At 45.8% G+C, this 18752-nt stretch carries 16 protein-coding genes and 1 pseudogene; 4 read left to right on the top strand and 13 right to left on the bottom strand.

What is annotated here, in order from left to right; translation table 11 throughout:
- Window positions 1-171 precede the first annotated feature (171 nt).
- On the top strand, window positions 172-534 hold the full coding sequence (locus tag C0Q44_RS22530; RefSeq protein ID WP_105409468.1) for an iron-sulfur cluster biosynthesis family protein: 363 nt from the start codon (window positions 172-174) through the stop codon (window positions 532-534).
- A 214-nt stretch (window positions 535-748) separates the two neighbouring features.
- Entirely contained in the window at window positions 749-1522 is a 774-nt protein-coding gene (locus C0Q44_RS22525; RefSeq protein WP_105409467.1) for a M15 family metallopeptidase, read from the top strand.
- Between the two features lie 140 nt (window positions 1523-1662).
- Here the strand turns inward: C0Q44_RS22525 and C0Q44_RS22520 are convergent, their stop codons facing one another.
- Entirely contained in the window at window positions 1663-1902 is a 240-nt protein-coding gene (locus C0Q44_RS22520; RefSeq protein ID WP_105409466.1) for a hypothetical protein, read from the bottom strand.
- Window positions 1903-2031: 129 nt separating this feature from the next.
- Between C0Q44_RS22520 and C0Q44_RS22515 the strand changes: the two genes are divergently transcribed.
- On the top strand, window positions 2032-2664 hold the full coding sequence (locus tag C0Q44_RS22515) for a nitroreductase family protein (RefSeq protein WP_105409465.1): 633 nt from the start codon (window positions 2032-2034) through the stop codon (window positions 2662-2664).
- Between the two features lie 332 nt (window positions 2665-2996).
- On the opposite strand, the gene C0Q44_RS22510 is transcribed toward C0Q44_RS22515, so the two are convergent.
- From C0Q44_RS22510 to C0Q44_RS22500, 3 genes and pseudogenes are all read right to left on the bottom strand, one after another.
- Window positions 2997-4241 (bottom strand): aminopeptidase, encoded by a 1245-nt coding sequence (locus C0Q44_RS22510; RefSeq protein ID WP_105409464.1) that lies wholly within the window; start codon window positions 4239-4241, stop codon window positions 2997-2999.
- 59 nt (window positions 4242-4300) lie between these two features.
- Window positions 4301-5841, bottom strand: a pseudogene (locus C0Q44_RS22505) (acetate--CoA ligase).
- 546 nt (window positions 5842-6387) lie between these two features.
- Entirely contained in the window at window positions 6388-7392 is a 1005-nt protein-coding gene (locus C0Q44_RS22500; protein WP_105409463.1) for an aldo/keto reductase, read from the bottom strand.
- 200 nt (window positions 7393-7592) lie between these two features.
- On the opposite strand from C0Q44_RS22500, the gene C0Q44_RS22495 reads away from it, so the two are divergent.
- Complete coding sequence (locus C0Q44_RS22495) at window positions 7593-8438, top strand: AraC family transcriptional regulator (protein WP_105409462.1); 846 nt, start codon at window positions 7593-7595, stop codon at window positions 8436-8438.
- 79 nt (window positions 8439-8517) lie between these two features.
- Here C0Q44_RS22495 and C0Q44_RS22490 read toward each other — a convergent pair whose 3' ends face one another.
- From C0Q44_RS22490 to C0Q44_RS22450, 9 genes are all read right to left on the bottom strand, one after another.
- A complete protein-coding gene (locus C0Q44_RS22490) occupies window positions 8518-8916 on the bottom strand; it encodes an Asp23/Gls24 family envelope stress response protein (protein ID WP_105409461.1) in 399 nt (132 codons plus the stop codon).
- A 75-nt stretch (window positions 8917-8991) separates the two neighbouring features.
- Window positions 8992-10071, bottom strand: coding sequence for an AI-2E family transporter (locus C0Q44_RS22485; protein WP_105409460.1), 1080 nt, complete (start codon window positions 10069-10071; stop codon window positions 8992-8994).
- A 27-nt stretch (window positions 10072-10098) separates the two neighbouring features.
- Window positions 10099-11586 carry a sensor histidine kinase gene (locus C0Q44_RS22480; protein WP_105409459.1) on the bottom strand — a complete coding sequence of 496 codons (1488 nt, stop codon included), beginning with the start codon at window positions 11584-11586 and terminating at the stop codon, window positions 10099-10101.
- Entirely contained in the window at window positions 11564-12271 is a 708-nt protein-coding gene (locus C0Q44_RS22475) for a response regulator transcription factor (RefSeq protein WP_105409458.1), read from the bottom strand. Before C0Q44_RS22475 ends, C0Q44_RS22480 begins: the two co-directional genes overlap by 23 nt.
- A 204-nt stretch (window positions 12272-12475) precedes the next feature.
- Entirely contained in the window at window positions 12476-13921 is a 1446-nt protein-coding gene (locus C0Q44_RS22470) for a 4-hydroxyphenylacetate 3-hydroxylase family protein (protein ID WP_105409457.1), read from the bottom strand.
- A 125-nt stretch (window positions 13922-14046) separates the two neighbouring features.
- Window positions 14047-16005, bottom strand: coding sequence for an ABC transporter permease (locus tag C0Q44_RS22465; protein ID WP_105409456.1), 1959 nt, complete (start codon window positions 16003-16005; stop codon window positions 14047-14049).
- Window positions 15980-16750 carry an ABC transporter ATP-binding protein gene (locus C0Q44_RS22460; protein WP_105409455.1) on the bottom strand — a complete coding sequence of 257 codons (771 nt, stop codon included), beginning with the start codon at window positions 16748-16750 and terminating at the stop codon, window positions 15980-15982. The genes C0Q44_RS22465 and C0Q44_RS22460 overlap by 26 nt, the downstream gene beginning before the upstream one ends.
- 298 nt (window positions 16751-17048) lie before the next feature.
- The gene (locus C0Q44_RS22455; RefSeq protein ID WP_105409454.1) at window positions 17049-18032 is read right to left on the bottom strand and encodes a sensor histidine kinase; all 984 of its coding nucleotides are present in this window, start codon (window positions 18030-18032) and stop codon (window positions 17049-17051) included.
- Window positions 18029-18733 carry a response regulator transcription factor gene (locus C0Q44_RS22450; RefSeq protein ID WP_105409453.1) on the bottom strand — a complete coding sequence of 235 codons (705 nt, stop codon included), beginning with the start codon at window positions 18731-18733 and terminating at the stop codon, window positions 18029-18031. Before C0Q44_RS22450 ends, C0Q44_RS22455 begins: the two co-directional genes overlap by 4 nt.
- Window positions 18734-18752: the final 19 nt, after the last annotated feature.

Here is an 18752-nt window from a genome sequence, read left to right as displayed (position 1 = left end):
TCCTCCCTCTTTATTAAGTTAAGAATACATTTTCTTGACTGATCAGTCAAGAAAACAGATGGGTCGATTATGAATAAAATGGTATAATGACAATAGAAGTACAGTTCACCTTTAACCTTTTAAACATCTAACCACTTACGATCTTGCCAACAACTAAAGGAGTGTACCCATATGTATATTCAAATTACAGATCTGGCTGCAAAACGCTTGACGGAAAGCCTGAATGATCAACCGGGTTATTTCAAAGTGATCTATGACTTGGAAGGTTGCGGATGCAACGGAGTTATCGCTATTATCATTGTTGATGAACTTGCGGCTCTCGACGCGCAGATTGAAACCAATCTGGTTCCGTTCTATGTTGATCCGAAGCAGCAGCTGAACCTCGAACAACATATGAAGCTGGATACAGAAGAAAATTATCCTTCTTTCAAATTAAGCAGTGATTCCGGTGTACTGAGCAACAACGTTCGCGTTCGTGATACTCGTGCAATAGCTGTCGGAGGCGCTGGTGGATCTGACGCCTGTATGTTGTAACACAGTCACCCTGTATGAATTAACAGCACTCTCGTTTTGCTCAAAAAGGCTTTGCATCTATTGCAAAGTTTTTTTGGTGTTCTTTTCTTATATATGCCCCTAGATTTTATAGCAAACTTTGTTTACAACTCGGAAACAATTGGAGAACCTATGGATATAATCCTCTAGTATACTCGGTATATAGATTCATATAATCCGAGGAGGAACACACATCATGAAATCTTTTACTCGTAAATCCATCATATCCACTATACTGATAGGTTCGGTTGTAGCAAGTTCTGCTTTTACTACACTCCCGATTACGGCAAGTCTGAATCCCGTCGCTGCGGCTGCCAGCTCCAGCTTCACACAATTTTTGCAGGATAATGCACCTGGTCGTACGATTAAAACGATTAAAAGTGTAGCAACTGTGACCAATGTGTCCAGTACGGTTGTGCTAGTTAACAAAAAGAGAAACCTGCCTTCGACATATGCACCTCAAGATTTGGTTGTACCCAATATCCCATTTAGCTTCTCGGGTTCCAGTCCCAAGAAACAAATGCGCAAAGTGGCAGCAACGGCTATCGAGAAATTGTTCGCCGCTGCCAAAAAAGACAGAATTGATATCAAAGCCGTGTCTGGTTATCGCTCTTATGCAACCCAGAAATCAATCTTTGACCGTAATGCGAGTATCAAAGGAGAAGCGGTTGCCAACAAAACAAGTGCTCGTCCAGGACAAAGTGAACATCAGACGGGTCTTGCAATGGATATCTCCAGTGCTTCGGCAGGTTATGATCTAGAGCAAAGCTTTGGTAACACCAAAGAAGGCAAATGGCTGAAAGCCAATGCCCCTAAATACGGATTCATCATTCGTTACGGTAAAGATCAGGAAAAATTGACCGGTTATTCCTATGAGCCATGGCATGTACGCTATGTCGGTGTATATATTGCTGGCGAGATTACCAATCAGAAACTTACTCTGGAGCAGTATTTGGAACGTTCCAAATAAGAAGATTTCATCCTCATGCGTGGTAAAATCTCATAGGATACAGGAAGTTAAAATCATAGTCGTTGAAGCAGAAGGAGAGGGCCTGTTGGCCCTCTCCTTCTGCTTCAACGTTTAACTTATGAGCTAATTGTAAGTATAGATCAAAAGCCTGCAATTCTTCTAAAAACCAGTGGCAATCGCTTCAGACCTTCCGTTCCAGCCCAGGAACCCATCCCGGCAATCAACTCATTATGGGATAAATAAAGAGCGACATTGTATACAAGAGTTCCTAGAATAATCTCGATCACGACAAAGCGCTTTAGCGTGGAGGATTGGAAGACATATACTTTAAATTCATGTGAGGAATGTCCTGCCTTATATCTTGTGAGCAAGGATCTCATGAATCACCTCTATTGTTTTATATAAGCGTATGGCAGAGAGCTCTTGTCTTATTCAAAAAAAATAATACTTACATAAAGTAACTAAGTGTGTTATAGTCAGTTTATAAAAAAACAAGCGAGGTACATACCATGAGCCATTTAGAAGAATTGATCAAAACCCGCAGATCTGCTGTTATTTTCGAAGAAGGCATTGAAATTTCCGAATCAGAACTTCAAGAGATGTTTGCCCTGAACAAATTCGCACCTTCTGCTTTTAACCTCCAACATACGCATTACCTTGTGCTCACTGATGCGGAACAGATCGAGAAAGTCTATGAAGCTTCCCAGCAATATAAAGTAAAAACGGCCTCTGCGATCATCGTGGTATTGGGTGATGTCAACGCACACCATCATATCCGCACGATTAACGAAGGATTGCTGAATCTTGGCGCTCTCACGCCGTTCCAATATGAACAGGAATCAAAGAGCGTTACCGAGTTTTACGAGACACGCGGCAGGTTCTTCCAACGTGAGGATGCCATTCGTAATGCCAGCCTGTCTGCTATGCAGTTGATGCTGATCGCACAGGATCGCGGTTGGGACACCTGCCCGATGATCGGATTCGACGCCGAAGAACTGCAACGAAGCCTGGACATTCCTGACCATTATGTGCCTGTCATGATGATCACCATCGGCAAAAAGTCGGAAGCCAAACAGCGCCCGCGCGGGTACCGCAAACCGATTAACGAATATGTCAGCTTCAACAAAATGCACGCCGAGTAACATCAAAGTACGTTTTGCACTTACCCAAAAAGCACATACCAAAAAAGCCACGATTTCGTGGCTTTAATACGTTTTATAGATTAGCGTATCCAACGCTCCCCCTGGAATTTTGCTTCAGCCAAAATCAATTCATCTATATTCTCATCCGGATGGGCCTCGGCAACCGATAGGAATTATGGAACGATATCGCTGGGAACTGCTCCATCAGCATTTTTGCGAGATCTGTGTGCCTGTTCGACCTGTCTAATCCGTGTTCAAAGGAAAGGCACACCAAAAAAGTGACTTCATAACGAAGTCACTTTCTCACTCACTACTATTCGAGAGTTAAAATATTAAAATGCCCAGTTGCCCTTACGGAATACCGGCTCGATTGTGCCATCCTGCAACTCCCCATCAATGTCCAATTCTGCGGAACCAATCATGAAGTCGACATGGGTCAGACTAACATTACATTCATGTTTCAGCAACTCTTCGTTAGACATCGTGGTGCCGTCTTTCAGGTTAAACGGATATGCACTCCCCACAGCCAGATGGCAGGAGGCATTCTCGTCAATTCCCGTATTGTAGAAAATACGATTCAAGTTCGAGATCGGTGAGTCATGCGGAACCAATGCCACTTCACCCAGATAACGTGCACCTTCATCGGTCGCAAACAGGTTTTTCAGATGCTCTTCACCTGATGCCGCTGTATAGGCAACAACCTGTCCATCCTTAAACGTGATTCTCATCTGGTCAACCAGTTGCCCGTTCAGGTTCAGAGGCATCGTGCTACTGACATACCCATTCACGCCGCTGCGTTTAGGCATGGTAAACACTTCTTCAGTTGGCATATTCGCAACGGTGTAGACACCTTGTTTATTTTCGCTGCCGCCTCCGCCCCAGATATGGTTGTGAACCAATTCAATTTTCAAGTCTGTTCCTGGTGCACGGTAATGCAGGCTCTTGTAGTTTTTCTTGTTCAGCAGATCACTCATAGCATTCAGTGTGTCCAGATGTTCTCTCCAGTTCTGTACAGCATCTCCGCCATCGACACGGTTCATTTTGAAGATCGTATCCCACATGACGTTAATGCGATCCTCTTCCGGAATGTCGGCAAATACTTTGTTCGCCCACGCTTTGGTTGGTGCTTTGATCAGACACCAGCTAATTTCGTGGTTCCGCGTGTATTTGGCATACCCTTTACGTGCATGAGCAGCTGCCTTGGTCGCACGGGAGACGTTGTCTGAATCAATGCCTTTGTACAGCTCCGGGTCAGGTACTTTGATAGTCAAGGTTGCTCCGCCAGCTTCGGCGAACTTCTCCATCATATCCCCTTTCCAGGCAGGATAATAATCGAAACTGTCATCCGAACCATGCTCGAAGCGACTGCGGGTAATGTTGTCGTCATCAAAGTCCACTTGGACATACTTGGCTCCTGCTGCATAAGCTCTCTGGACAATCAGACGCGTAAATTCCAAGGTTTCAATGGGTGCAGTAACGAGCAGATCCTGTCCTTTTTGAATATTCACACCAACTTTGACAACCAGCTCTGCGTATTGTTCCAACGATTTTTCAAAGGATTGATCGAATTGACTCATGGTTGTGTTCACTCCTGTTTCATATATTATGACATTGAATCGATTCTTTCACTTTCACTTTATGCATTTCGTTTTTCTTGTTCACGTAACTCGATCCGGCGAATTTTCCCGGAGCTTGTCTTAGGCAAGTCTGCCACAAATTCGATCTTGCGTGGATATTTATAAGGGGCAGTCCATTCCTTGACGTGATGTTGCAATTCACGCATCAGTTCCGGTGAAGCCAGCGACTCATCTCTCAGCACAACGAAAGCTTTGACGATATTCCCACGAATCTCATCGGGACTCGCAACAACCGCACATTCCTTGACACTGGCATGTTTCATGAGTGCTTCTTCCACCTCGAAGGGTCCAATCGTGTAGCCTGAACTGATGATAATATCATCACTGCGGCCTTCAAACCAGAAGTAACCTTCTTCATCCTTGCGGGCACGGTCCCCTGTTACAAAATAATCGCCCCGCTGATTCGCTTCCTTACGCCCCTCATCTTGATAATAGGCATGGAACAAGGCTGGCATCTCCTTATGCACCGCGATATCGCCCACTTCTCCGGCTGGCAGTGGCTGTCCATCTTCGTCAATAATCTCAATTAATCCAGGCGTAATGGACTGACCCATGGAACCAATGCGTACAGGAGCATCTTTGAGACTACCGATTAACAACGTGCTCTCAGTCTGTCCATACCCGTCCCGAATGATCAAGTCGAAGTGACGTTGGAAAATTTCAATGACTTCCTGGTTCAAAGGTTCACCTGCTGACACTGCACTGCGCAGATGAGACAGATCATAACGTCCGAGGCCATCGGCTTTCGCCATCAAACGATATTCGGTTGGTGTACAACAAAGGACATTAATCTGATGTTCCTGCATCAGTTCCAGATACCGCTTGGGCTGGAATGATCCATTATAGACGAGTCCAGTCGCGCCTCTTCCGAGTACCGATAGGAACGGGCTCCAGATCCATTTTTGCCATCCAGGTGCAGCTGTTGCCCATACCGTATCTGTAGGTTGGATATCCAGCCATAACGAAGAAGCGATCCGCAGGTGGGCATATCCCCAGCCGTGGCTATGTACAACTCCTTTTGGATTACCGGTTGTGCCCGATGTATACGCGAGAATGGCAGTATCGTCACGGTGTGTCTCCACCGCAGCCATCTCATCCGGTTGATTCTGCATCAACTGATGCACGTTGACCCAGCCTTCAGCAGGTACACCAACTTCACCGTGGGGGATGCAACGATGCGATGTGCCAGTGACGGCAGGTCTGCATTCATCTTTTCCACTTCCGAGGTGGTCTCGGACCACACAATAACGCCCCGTGCCTCGGAATGCCGCAGACGATATTCCAGATCTTTGGCCCGCAGCATCTCGGAAGAAGGAATAACGGCAATCCCCAGTTTCAGACAAGCAATGTAAATGACATAGGCAATAATACGGCGTGGTACCATGACCAACACGCGGTCACCCTTCTCTAGTCCAAGTTCACGCAAGCCACCAGCAAGACGATTCGCCTGCTTGAATAATTCACCGTACGTGATCTCTTCCAATTCTCGATGATCGCTGAGCCATCTAAGTGCAATCCGATCTGATGGGTGATTCTCCATCTCGGATGTCAGGTTATACTTTTCAGGCGAAATCCACTGTTCAAAATTCAAATGGAGCCTCTCCTTCGTAGTTCAAATGTAAAGCTTCTATATATTATACCCTAAATCCTAGGACCAGGTGCTATGAACCAGACCCGTTTTGATAAAAAAATAAACATGGGTCAATTAATGATATCTATGATGTAGGATCATGCAACTTTCCAGCTAATGGAGAAACGAGGGTTTAACATACTCTCTTATTTTAGGGAAAAATAACAATCTTGAACCGTTATACGACTACCAAACATTAATGGAGATAGCTAGGGCGTGTCTCAAAACTCGCTGAAGTGCATCTTTTACCGCCTTTTCGCCCCCTGCTGCGTCACTTTCCCTTGACGTGCCCCGGCACGCCTGCGAAAAACTTCCTTGCTTGGAACGAAAATTCGGCAAAATCTGCTTCCTTCGGAGTTTTCAGACACGCCCTAATACAATCAAATGACATTTGAAAATCAAAAGAGTGTCTCCTATTTTTCAGGAAGACACTCTTTTTCTTACGTCCGATTTATTTTACCAAGGATAATTTCCCATCCCGTCCAAAATGCTCTCGATCTCACTCAATTCTTCTGTTGTTAGCTCGGGTGCCTTGAGAGCAGCCACGTTCTCTTCAATCTGGGACACTCGGCTTGCACCGATCAGTGCGGAAGTTACACGGTTACCACGTAAAATCCAGTTCAGAGCCAGCTGAGAGATCGTCTGACCTCTTCGCTCAGCAACCGCCTGAAGTGCATCGAACTTGGCAATCCGTTCGTCCGTGTAAGCCTCTTTTTTCAAATTACCTGTTGGATTGGCACGTTCCTCCTTGATCTTGTCCACGTATTTATTCGTCAACTGACCGCGGCCGAGCGGACAGAATGCAATGGAACCTACGCCCTGCTCCTCCAGTACGTCCTGCAATCCGTCTTCAATCCAGCGATTCAGCATCGAGTAGTTAGGCTGGTGAACCAGACACGGCGTACCCAGACGCCGGAGAATGGTTACCGCTTCTTGCGTCTGTTCTGCATTATAATTGGATAATCCCACATACAGAGCTTTACCTTGCCGCACGATATGATCCAGTGCCGTCATCGTTTCTTCCAATGGAGTCTCCGGATCTGGACGGTGATGATAGAAAATATCCACATAATCCAGCCCCATCCGACCAAGACTTTGATCCAGACTGGCGATCAGGTTTTTGCGGGAACCCCACTCACCGTAAGGCCCACTCCACATATGGTAGCCTGCCTTCGACGAGATGAGCAGCTCATCCCGGTAAGGACGCAGATGTTTTTTGTAAATCACACCAAAGTTCTCTTCCGCTGATCCTGGTGGAGGACCATAGTTATTCGCCAGATCGAAATGGTTAATTCCGAGGTCAAAAGCACGCAAAATCATTTCTTCCTGAATATCCAATGTACGGTTGCCACCAAAGTTCTGCCATAAACCCAGCGCAATTTGCGGCAGTCTGATCCCGGATTTACCGGAACGTACATATTTCATTTCATCGTATCGTTGTTCACTCGCAGTATAAGGCATCGTTATTCTCACTTTCCTGTAAGGTTTGTTGAATTCCTCTTCATCTTAGACATTTTTCTGGCAAAACGGTATGGCATTTCGCTATAACCCTATGGAATAATGAGTGTTATATATATGAACGATTACTAAATAATTAATCTTTAATACTATTTTATATGTTAAAATGCAAGATGAATCGAAATCATACAGGAGTGAACACCTTGATTACGTATATGTTCAAAAACAATCATTTTCAGGAGCTCCAGCTCCTTCATTATGGTACGGAAGCCTGTACACCGGGTCATCACTTTGGCCCTGCCATGAGAGACTATTACAAAATTCATTATATCTTGAATGGCAAAGGCACCTTCGAAGTCGGTGGCAAAACGTACACCCTGCACAAAGGCCAAGGATTTCTAATCGTTACGCATTCCGTTGTTCATTACGAAGCAGATCAGGATGACCCATGGGAATACAGTTGGGTTGCTTTTCAAGGCAGCAATAGTCCATCCTTTTTACAGCAGGCCTGTCTATCAGAACATCATCCGATCTTTGATCTGGGCAATGAGGATGACGAGATGAGATCCTGTCTGCATCGAATGGTCAATTCCCGCAATACTTATAAAGGCTGGGAGATCAGCATGACCGGATGGCTGTATCAATTTTTCTCCATTCTGATTGATCAGGCTCATTCGGAGAATCTTCAACCGGTGCAAGACTATTCGAAGGAAACGTATGTGACACAGGTGATGGATTTTGTCGAAATGAACTATGCTAACGCTATTACCGTTCAGGCCATTGCCGCCCATATCGGTTTGCAGCGCAGTTACCTGTGTTCTCTCTTCAAAGAACAGATGGGAAGCAGTATACAGTCGTATCTAGTCCATTACCGGATGCGCAAGGCAGCCGAATTGACCCTTGATCCCGCGCTGACCATAGGCGATATTGCACGATCTGTTGGCTATACCGATCAGTTACTCTTCTCCAAAATGTTCAAAAAAGTGATGGGCGAAGCCCCCACCTATTATCGCAAACACAAAACAGCACCCTCCCAGTTAAGCAGCTAACGGGAAGGTGCTGTTTTTATTCCTATTTTAGTTGAGATAAAATGCCCTTTAGTATTGATTTAGGTATTAATCTCTTTCATTAGACCGGTTCCTGCATCGATATGCCAACGACTTGGACTTTAATTTCATTCACCATGACTCCAGCTAATTGCTCTACAGCCTGCTGAACGTTATGTTGAAGTTCACGGCAGACCTCGTGCATTTTGTTGCCATACTGAATATTAATGCGTAACTGGATGGATGCCTGGTCGTCTTTGACGTGCACATCAATTCCTTTTTGCAGACTCTTGCCACTGATGCTCTTGGCAATACCTTCAGTCAGTCCAACCGACATCGAGGATACACCTGTCGTTGTTTGAGCTGCCATACCCACAATTTTGGACAGTACATTGTTGGTGATGTGAATGGTACCCATATGAATAGATGGAGGTGCGATATATTCAGGTTCGTTAGTTGGTATTTCGATGATTTCAGACATGTTTCCCACTCCTTCTTCTGAATGTATTCTATGATTTCTTATTCTATGATCTCTGATGAATTAGCAAGATTACATCTATGCATTCTGCCATTTGTCCTTGAAGAACATCTGATAGATTCGAACCAACAGAATTTTGACGATCATGTACACCGGGATAATAATCAGAATCGCAATGATTCCGCCCAGATCCCCTGCACCCAACACCAGAATGATCGTAGTGAGCGGGTGAATATCCAGCTTTTTGCCAAATACATAAGGTGCAACCAGATTGTCCTGAATCTGCTGTGCGACCAGAATAATGATCAGAGACCAGATAGCAACCGATGGCGATACCACGAGACCCATGATCACAATCGGGACGGACGACACAATCGCTCCGATAAACGGAACAAAGTTCATGATAACCGCTACCACGGTCAGCAGCAGCGCATACGGCAATCCAATGATCAGGAAACCGATGTACATCAGAACGCCCAACGCCAGATTCACAAGCACTCTACCTACAATAAAACCACTTAGCGCCTGATCAATCTCAAGCACGACTTCGCGGCTGTCTTTTTGGAAACGTTTTGGTGCAATATGTGCCAGTTTACGACCAAATTTCTCACCTTGTAATAGCATATAGAACAAAAGGATTGGTAGTGTAAACAAGATGATCGCAAAACTGGAAACGAGTGAGAAAAATCCACTTACGTAATTGGTCACAAAATTGAACCCTTTGTTGATATAATCGGTAATTTGAGATAATGGCGTCGAACCCTCGGGGAACAATGCCTGTATGGCTCCATTCTGTTCCAGCTCTCTCAGCTGTTCACTTAATGTGTTAAGCAGATTAGGTGCATTATCGACCAGATTAACCAGCTGTTCACGCAGCGATGGCCATAGTCCAACGATGAACAACACAATCAGAATAGCAAATGCCAGGTAGATTAGCAAAATACTAAGCGTACGATTCAATTTCTTTCTCTCCATATAATTCACAAGCGGTCGCAGCAGATAATAAAAGAATACCGATAACATCATCGGCACGGTGATCACCGTGATCATGGTCACGAGCGGCTGAAAGATGAAGCTCACACGTGATAATAAATAGATATTAACCAAAACCAGCGCTAGTGCAATACTGAACCGGACAAACGAATTTCCTTTGAACAAAATATTCCCCTCCACATGACCTTTTCTTTATGTTGAAACCCATCTAACTCTATTGTCGGTTCTTTCAATCGGTATTTGTATAGTAAACACAGTGGTCTCTCGCCCGCGCTCTGAGAGGAGCAGCCGTCCACCTATTTTCTCTGTATTTCGTCTTGCGATGGACAATCCGAGTCCAGTACCTCCGGTAGCTGTCCGAGCCTCATCCCCACGCACAAACGGGTCAAAAATGGTGGCCCATAGTTCTTGTGGTATGCCCACTCCGGTATCACCCACCTCAATTACCACATGGGTATCCATTGGAATGAGCTCTACACGAAGTTCCGTTCCACGCGGATTGTAAGACAGTGCATTCGTGATCAGATTCTGAATAACTCTGGACAACAGCTCCGGGTCATACCTCGCATAGATCTCCTGATCAGGAACAAGCACATGAAGGACAAAATGTTTCTGTTCAATCTCCCCGTAGGTATCTGCCATAATTTCACGTACGAATTCCCCAATTTCTCTTCTCTCGATCTGCATGTGGAAATCCGGCGAATCCACTTTCAGCAGCTCCAGCATATTTTGTATCATGCGTGCGACTTGGACAGATTTGTTATAGATGTAACCCAGATATCTTTGCTGCCTGTCCTTATCCTCCCCGCGGCCCTCGACCAAAGCTTGGGCATATCCCTGTATCGAAGTTATGGGTGTTTTCAGGTCATGGGACAAGTCTACAATCAGTCGCTGCTTGCTCTCTTCTGCGTATCTTTTCTCAGCTGATGTATTCTCAATGACGTCCGCCATATAGTTAAAAGTCTCACCGATCTGGACAAACTCCCTTTCCGCCGAGATCAACATGCGCGTACTGTAGTTCCCCTGAATCATTTGCGTAAGCCCCGAGGAAAGAATACTCAGCGGTTTTTTGATTCGCCGTGCGACCCAGTAGCTGTACACGAAAATCAACAGCAAGACCAAACCGATGCCGATCATAATGTAAAAGGATAATGGATGCTTCAGGTTGGTTATCAGCTGATTATCATTAATCCGTACACTGACCAGATCACGCGGGATTTTGAGCAAAACATATGCTGCCGCTCCTTCTGAAGCAAACGGAGTGATCGAATAATAGTAAGGCTGGTCGCTCCGGTTTTCGAGTCCATCATACAGATCGGCTTCACTGTATTGGGTAAACGTATCTTGCTTGTCACCAACATGGCGAATCAACTTGCGATCTTCATCCAGAATCTCCATCCAGCCGCCACTATCCTTGAGACGTTGAATTTCTGTGCCGCTGGTCTGGTTGGGGTTACCGGAAGACCTTATATTCTCCAGTTCCTTCACATACACATGTGCTTCGACATTCAGATCGGGATCAACCACCTGATCCGAAATACGGAAATCGACCACATCCAATGACACGATAAGATAGACAATCAGTACCAGTAACAACAAAAAGAAGTTAAATATCAGAAAGTCCAATGTCAGGGATGTCTGCAACAATCGCTTTTCTCTAGCTTTCCATGGGCGCTTCAATTTTGTATCCCAGTCCCCTTATCGTTTTGAGATATTCCGGTTGTCTGGAATCACGCTCAATTTTCTCCCGAATGTTGCTGATATGTACCATAATGGTGCTGTCTTCGTGTGCATAATAATCTCCCCAGACCGCTTCGTATATTTTTTTGCGGGTAAACACTCGACCAGGCTGATTCAGCAGTAGTTCCACGATTTTATACTCGGTAGAGGTCAACGTCACAGGCTTACCCGAACGGAAAAGGATACATTGGGATCGATCCAGCATAAGCTCACCAAGCATAAGATTCTGTTCTTCTGTTGCCTTGGTCTCTGGTGCATCAAAATGATTGACTCTCCGGAGCAGTGCCTCTACTCTGGCAACGATCTCCAGCGGGTTGAACGGTTTAGATATATAGTCATCCGCACCGAGTCCAAGTCCCAGAATTTTATCGTGATCCTGACTTTTGGCGGACAGGAACAGAACAGGCATGTGATGCGTGGCCCTGATCTGCTTAATCAACTGTAATCCATCCATGACAGGCATCATGATGTCCAGTATGACCAGATCAATCTGTGTTGAACGTATGCATTGTAGCGCTTCGGCCCCGTTCACCGCAGTCATTATGTTGTAATCCTTCTCCAGATAGAGCTGTAGCAGCTCCACAATCTCTGGTTCGTCATCTGCAATTAATACGGTGTATCTCATGTCATTCCTCTCATTTCCTATACTCTATGCCTATCTCAATATTAATACTATATACTACGTCTCTTAATTCAACCTAAATCAATTCTAAAGATAATCTAAATAAATAGCCCTGGCGCAGGCCAAGGCTTTGAGCAACAAACTATATTCTTCATTCAGAAGATTCATTCGTTCATATATTCTTACATTCGTTCGATTCACACGGGATCAGTTTTCACGAGGAATAAGCCACGGTCCAACCTTAGCTGACAATGCTTCCTTGTCATATTGAACATATTGGCTCGCACGATTGCGGACGGGATCACCCGCATAGAAACGTTCGTACAGATCATGTCTTGCTCCAAGTGGGCTTCCGGTCAGTTCCCAGGCAAGCTGAAATAAACGAATTTTCTCTGGTGCTTGCATCGTAACTCCGCCAAGATATTGCCCCATCAGGGAACCCATAGATCCATTCTGCTCAAAAGTTCCTGAAGGAATCTGAAACAGCCCGCCGGCAGCGATCGTTTTCAGGATTTCCACCGCACGGGGGTAATAACGATTACCCAAGTTACGTGCTGTTTCGATATATTTGAATTCCGGTATCCAGTTCCCGAAGGAATCCGGTTTAGACTGAGATTCAGCTGCAATCACCAACCCCTCAATCGTCTGCATCTGACTAATCATCTCGCCGAGCTGTTCCTGCACATTCAGGAAGGAGTCTACCCCAATCTCCTTGGCAATGGATGAGGTCACAGCAGTGATGAACGCAAGTTTCGAATGCAAGCGAATGATGCTCTGATGATAGGCAAGACTGGATGAAGCTGCATTACAGCGAATCTGCCACACAGCTTCAGGATTGTTGTGCAGTAATACGCGTTCCCAAGGTACGAATACGTCATCAAAAAATAAAACGGCATCCATTTCATCATACTGCGCACTTAGCGGATGCGATCTATCCGAATCTTTGGCTGCAAAGGACTCCCGACACATCATATGTAAACCCGGACTGTCTGCGGCCACAATCACCATATGGGCCAGCTCGGGGCGGTGGCTCGGGATTCGCTGCACCGGGTATGCGATGATATCATCCGCATACGGAGCGGCTGTTGCAATCATTTTGGCCCCGCGAATGACCATACCTTCTGTATTACTTTTGACAATCCGCAACATGGCATCCTCGTCTTCTCCGACAGGCAATGAACGATTAATCTGCGGGTCACGCTGAACAATCGTCAGGAATGCATCTTTTCGTTTGGCTTCTTCATAATAGTCTGATATTCTACCCGCGAATGCCGGGTCGTGTGCTGTCATCTCATGCCGTGTGGCATACCAACCCGTCAGGCGGGATCGGGCATAATCAGACAGTCGGCTCATGACTCCATATGTCCGATCAGACCATAGTCGAAATGCCGCTGCCCTGCTGGTCACATCTAGAGCTGAACGCGGCACAAGAAAGGATTGATGCACGTAACTTCCTGTCTGTTCGTCCCAGTAAGCAACGATATCCCTTGTCTCCGGATCATCCGCCAGATTGAACAGCCCTTCTATCGTTTGCAGTGTTCCCTGAAAGGCCGGATGTTCGGTTACCTGGATACGCTCTCCGTCCAACCATACATTCCGCTCATCATTCAATCGGTGAATGTAAGCTTGTCCACGAGACATCGTGATGCTCATGATCTGTCCCCCTATTGAGAAACTATGTAATGATACATTCTGTATCTAATGAAATAGTACTGTGCCTTGCATCCAAAAGTCAACAGACACCGAGCGATAAGCCCAGTGTCTGTTCGCCATCTATTTTAGACTAACTTGGAATACATGTGACGCAGATACCGCCAGCGTACAAGTGCAAAAAATAATACCTGCATGGATGCAAACACCATGAAGATCCGCAGACTGTAGCCGAAGACCGAGAAATCGACCAGCTGCTGCAACGCTACAAAGGCAACCGAACTGTGGATGACGGCGACCAGAATCGGCAGGAAGAACATAAGCAATAGCTGCCTTGTTACGATCTTGCGGAGTTCAGGACGGCTGAGTCCCATCTTACCAATCATGCGATACTGCGCTTCATCCCGTTCTAGGTCTGCGTAGAGTCTGAAATACGTGAAACTTGCTGCAAAAGTGAAGAAAACAATGCCGATCAGGCCGCTCAAAATTAGAATAATGCCATTGGTCTGCTTGGAATTTAGCCAATCCACCACAAGCGCGCTGACCTCGTAATAACCTCTGTCGGAATGATCGCTTTTAATGGATTCGATCAATTCAGGAGCGAAGCTGCGTGTACTCATCCAATCTTTTACGACAAATTGAGTCGTACGGTTGGAATAGAAATTTTCAGGCATCCCCACTTCCTGGTTATACGCTGGTCTCATCTTCTCAAACCATTCGTCGGTTACGACGTAGAGATTAATTTCATTTTGAAAAGGAATCACAATATCGGTACCAGGTGTCACTAGTCGAATCTGTTCGGACCGATTCTCAATCAACAACTTGACCTCAGCCCCCGAGAATCCTTGTTCAGCCTGATCACGGAGCTTCTTACGAACCGCCAAATTGCTTGGTGTCATAAATGACTCATCGATCTGTTTCAACGTACGTTCTTCATACCCAAGTGCCTTCGCCAGACGGTTATAATCACTTAGCTTGATAATATTTCCATTGTTATTTTCCACTATAGGAGCATAACTGCCCTTCACGTAGGGAACTTCATGATCAATCAACGTTTCTTCAATCTGCCGAATATGTCGCTCTGACTGGGGAGTATCCCATGAATTCATATAGCTGAATGCGTACGGATTCGACATCGACGACAACCCCGGGTCAGCAATCGCGAGCATGGTGCCAATTCCCGTAAATGAAGAAGCCGAGATGATACTTACCATGAAAAACATGATCGCGTTATCTTTCATTCGATACGTAAGTTCCGATAGGAAGAGCAAATTGGTTTTACGGAAAAATAACCGTGGATTGCCTTTGAGTGCCCGGATCACGTACACACTGAGCTGTGTGAACAGTAAGTACGTACCTGCAATAACGACCACGACACTTGCCAGTAATAACGGAAACGAGAAGCTTACCCATACAAAAGTGAATACCCCTGCATAGCCCCCGCCGATCAACAATACTGATAACAAGGCGAGCAGACGCGATGCTTTGGGTTCAGGCTTGGGTTTTTCCTCCGATTTCACAAGTTCAATCAGCGTACCTTTGCGAATGAGCAATGATGAGGACATTGCGATGACCACGAACAGCAGCAGAAATGCGCCAGCCGTCAGGGCAATAGCTTTCAGTGGAAAATAAAACGGAAGGCTGTTCTCTACAGCCAGCATGGAGCCACAGATCAGCAGGATCAACTTGCCAAAAATGATACCCAGCCCGATACCCGCAATGATCGCCGCGATCCCGATACACATATTCTCCATAAACAGGAGCCGGTTCATCTGTTTGCGCGTCATGCCGAGAATCAGGAAAATACCAAATTCCTTTTTGCGTGTCTTCAGAAATGACCCGACCGAATAGAGCAAAAACAGGAATGAAAAGATGAATATAATCACCTCTGCAATCATGAATCCCTGGTTCGCAAGCATTGTAACCGTCCCGCTTGATCCCTTTAATCCTTCTTTCAGATCGGGATGAAACAGGAGCAATGCATAAGTGAAAAAGATCATGACAGAGAACGTACTGCTCAGAAAATGGGCCAGATATATCCGTTTGTTACGAACAACATTATTAATGGCGAACTGGCGAAAATTCATGTCCTGACCCTCCCATCAGGGATAATACATTAATAATCTTCTGATAAAAAGCCGCACGGTTATCACCGTAATGGATTTCGTTATATAATTTACCATCCTTGATAAAGACGACCCGACTGCAATAACTTGCTGCCATTGCATCATGGGTGACCAGCAGCATCGTGGCCTGATCCTCCTGATTGCGGGTTTCGAGTATTTCCATGACATCTCTTGCCGCCTTCGAATCCAGATTGCCCGTTGGTTCATCAGCCAGAATCAGCTTGGGCGAATGGATAAGTGCTCTGGCGATCGCTGTACGTTGTGCCTGCCCACCCGAAATTTCATATGTCCGCTTGTTCAAAATGTTCTCGATTCCTAGTTTACTTGCCAGCTGTTCTACACGCGTGTTCATCTCTGCTAGCGAAACGCCGTCAAGAGTAAGTGGCAGCACGATGTTTTCCTTGACTGTCAATGTATTTAACAGATTGAACGATTGGAAAACAAATCCCAGCTCTTTGCGCCGGAACAGCGCAAGTTCATCCTGGTTAAGTTCAAATGGATTCTTGCCTGCAATCCGCAGTTCTCCGGATGTCGGATGATCAATGGTCGAGATCATGTTCAGCAACGTTGTTTTGCCACTGCCCGATGGTCCCATAATGCCGACAAACTCCCCTTCCTGAATGCTGAGGTCGATGTCCGATAACGCTTCATATGAAACGATGCCTTTATAGATTTTGCTGATCTGTTGCACAGAACATATCTCCATACATACAACTCCTTACAATTTTAATATCATTATTAAGATGGATTCAGTTACACTTCACTTACATTGCTACTGTGTGAATGGATGAAGCAAATGGCCATTTCTGTAATCCTGTATGACTAATACGGTGATAATGTGATCTTCTGACTACAGTCTACCGAAGTTTGGACTAATCTCCTATGGTTTAACCTTTCATGAACATGACAATCTTGTAAGGTTGAATCAGGATACCCAAAAAAGACGCCTTTGCCCCGAAAGGCAATCGACGTCTACATTGTAATTATAAGCAGAAATATACCTATTACGAGCTGAAAGTAATACGGACGGTCGTCCCTTCGTGGTACACAGATTGGAGATCGATCCGATGGTTCATCCGCACCAGCACTTCTTTCGTAATATACAGTCCCATTCCCGTAGATTCTTTGAAATGCCGCCCGTTCTCCCCGGTGAAAAAAGGCTGGAACACCCGGTTCAGATCCGACTTCGGAATCCCGATCCCTTGATCCTGCACCTCAAGAATAATAGAGCGCTCCGCTTCATATGCACGAAGGTAGATCTTTCGCCCATTGCCAGCAGAGTATTTAATCGCATTGGACAGTAACTGCACCAATACGAAACGAATCCACTTGGCATCGGATTGTACAACCAGCGACGAATCGATATGCATCTCGGGATAGACATGATTGCGAATGAAGAAACGTTTCAGCTCATGGATCGCCTCCTCACCAACGGTCTTGAGTATGACGGGTTCAACACTAAAGTCCTGTTCAAAAGTATCCAGACGTGCGACATACAGTACCGTCTCCAATCCCCTTCTCATCTGGTCCGCTTCTTCCCGAATGCTCATGAGGCGTGGATCATCATCTTCATGCTCTTCCACAGTCAATTCGATGACCGATAACGGTGTCTTCATCTGATGCACCCACTGGTTCATAAACGTCAGATATTCCTGTTGACGCTGTTCCAGCCGGTGCAGATGTGTGTGATATTGTGCGTATTGTGAATCCAGCAGCTTTTCCAGTGCCAGCGATAACGGACTTGTCTCATTCAAGGGTACGAATTCTTTCAGCGAATCCATCGACCGTGTCATTCGGGTGTAGAAGGCACGATGGGACATATAACGATAGACCAAGTATCCTATGTACAAAAAAAACCCGAGCGCTGCTGCATAGGCAGCCGTTACCCAATCGTTGTATCCGTCGTACCAGAACACGGCTACAACGGTCAACAAGATCGCCATAACCCAGCAAGTCAGCGCGAGATGTTCTCGTAAGAATAATCTCATGAGGGTGAAATCGTCTTCCAGTTGTTGATCAGACGGTAGCCTGATCCTCTGACCGTTTCCAGTGCATCCGTAATTCCAAGCTCGGCTAATCGCTTGCGCGCCCGGGTAACATTAACGCTCAGCGTGTTGTCATCTACAAAGGAGTCATCCCAAAGCTTCTCCAGAATGGTCTCCCGGCTCACCAGCTTGGGACTGCGACGCAATAATGTTTCCAGCAGAATGGTTTCCTTCTTCGTCAACTGTACTTTGCGATCACCGAGCTGAATCTCCAGTCTTTCCAAGTACACGACCAAGCCATCCAGTTCCACCTTGCGCTCCTCGTCTCGTACAGCATAATCGCCGTATACCCGGCGTAGCTGACTCCGAATTTTGGCCATGACGATCTCATGTTCAAAGGGCTTCGTGATATAATCATCTGCACCGTTCTCCAGCGCCATAACCTGATCCATCTTGCCGCTTCGGGCGGAGATAAACAGGATTGGACATGTGGACATCGTCCGAATCTGGCGGCACCAATAGAATCCATCGTAACTTGGCAGATTGATATCCAGAAGCACAACATGAGGCTCTACCTGCTCGAACTGTTGTACAATCCTTTCAAAATCCTCAACCAATACAGCCCTGTCTCCATAGCGCTCAATATGGGATTTCAATAACCCTGCAATCTTCGGGTCGTCTTCTATAATCAGAATGGTATACATCGATGAGTCTCACCTCTGC

The sequence above is a fragment of the Paenibacillus sp. PCH8 genome (assembly GCF_002968835.1).
Classification (GTDB): domain Bacteria; phylum Bacillota; class Bacilli; order Paenibacillales; family Paenibacillaceae; genus Paenibacillus.
This window is presented reverse-complemented; position numbering and strand designations above follow the sequence as displayed.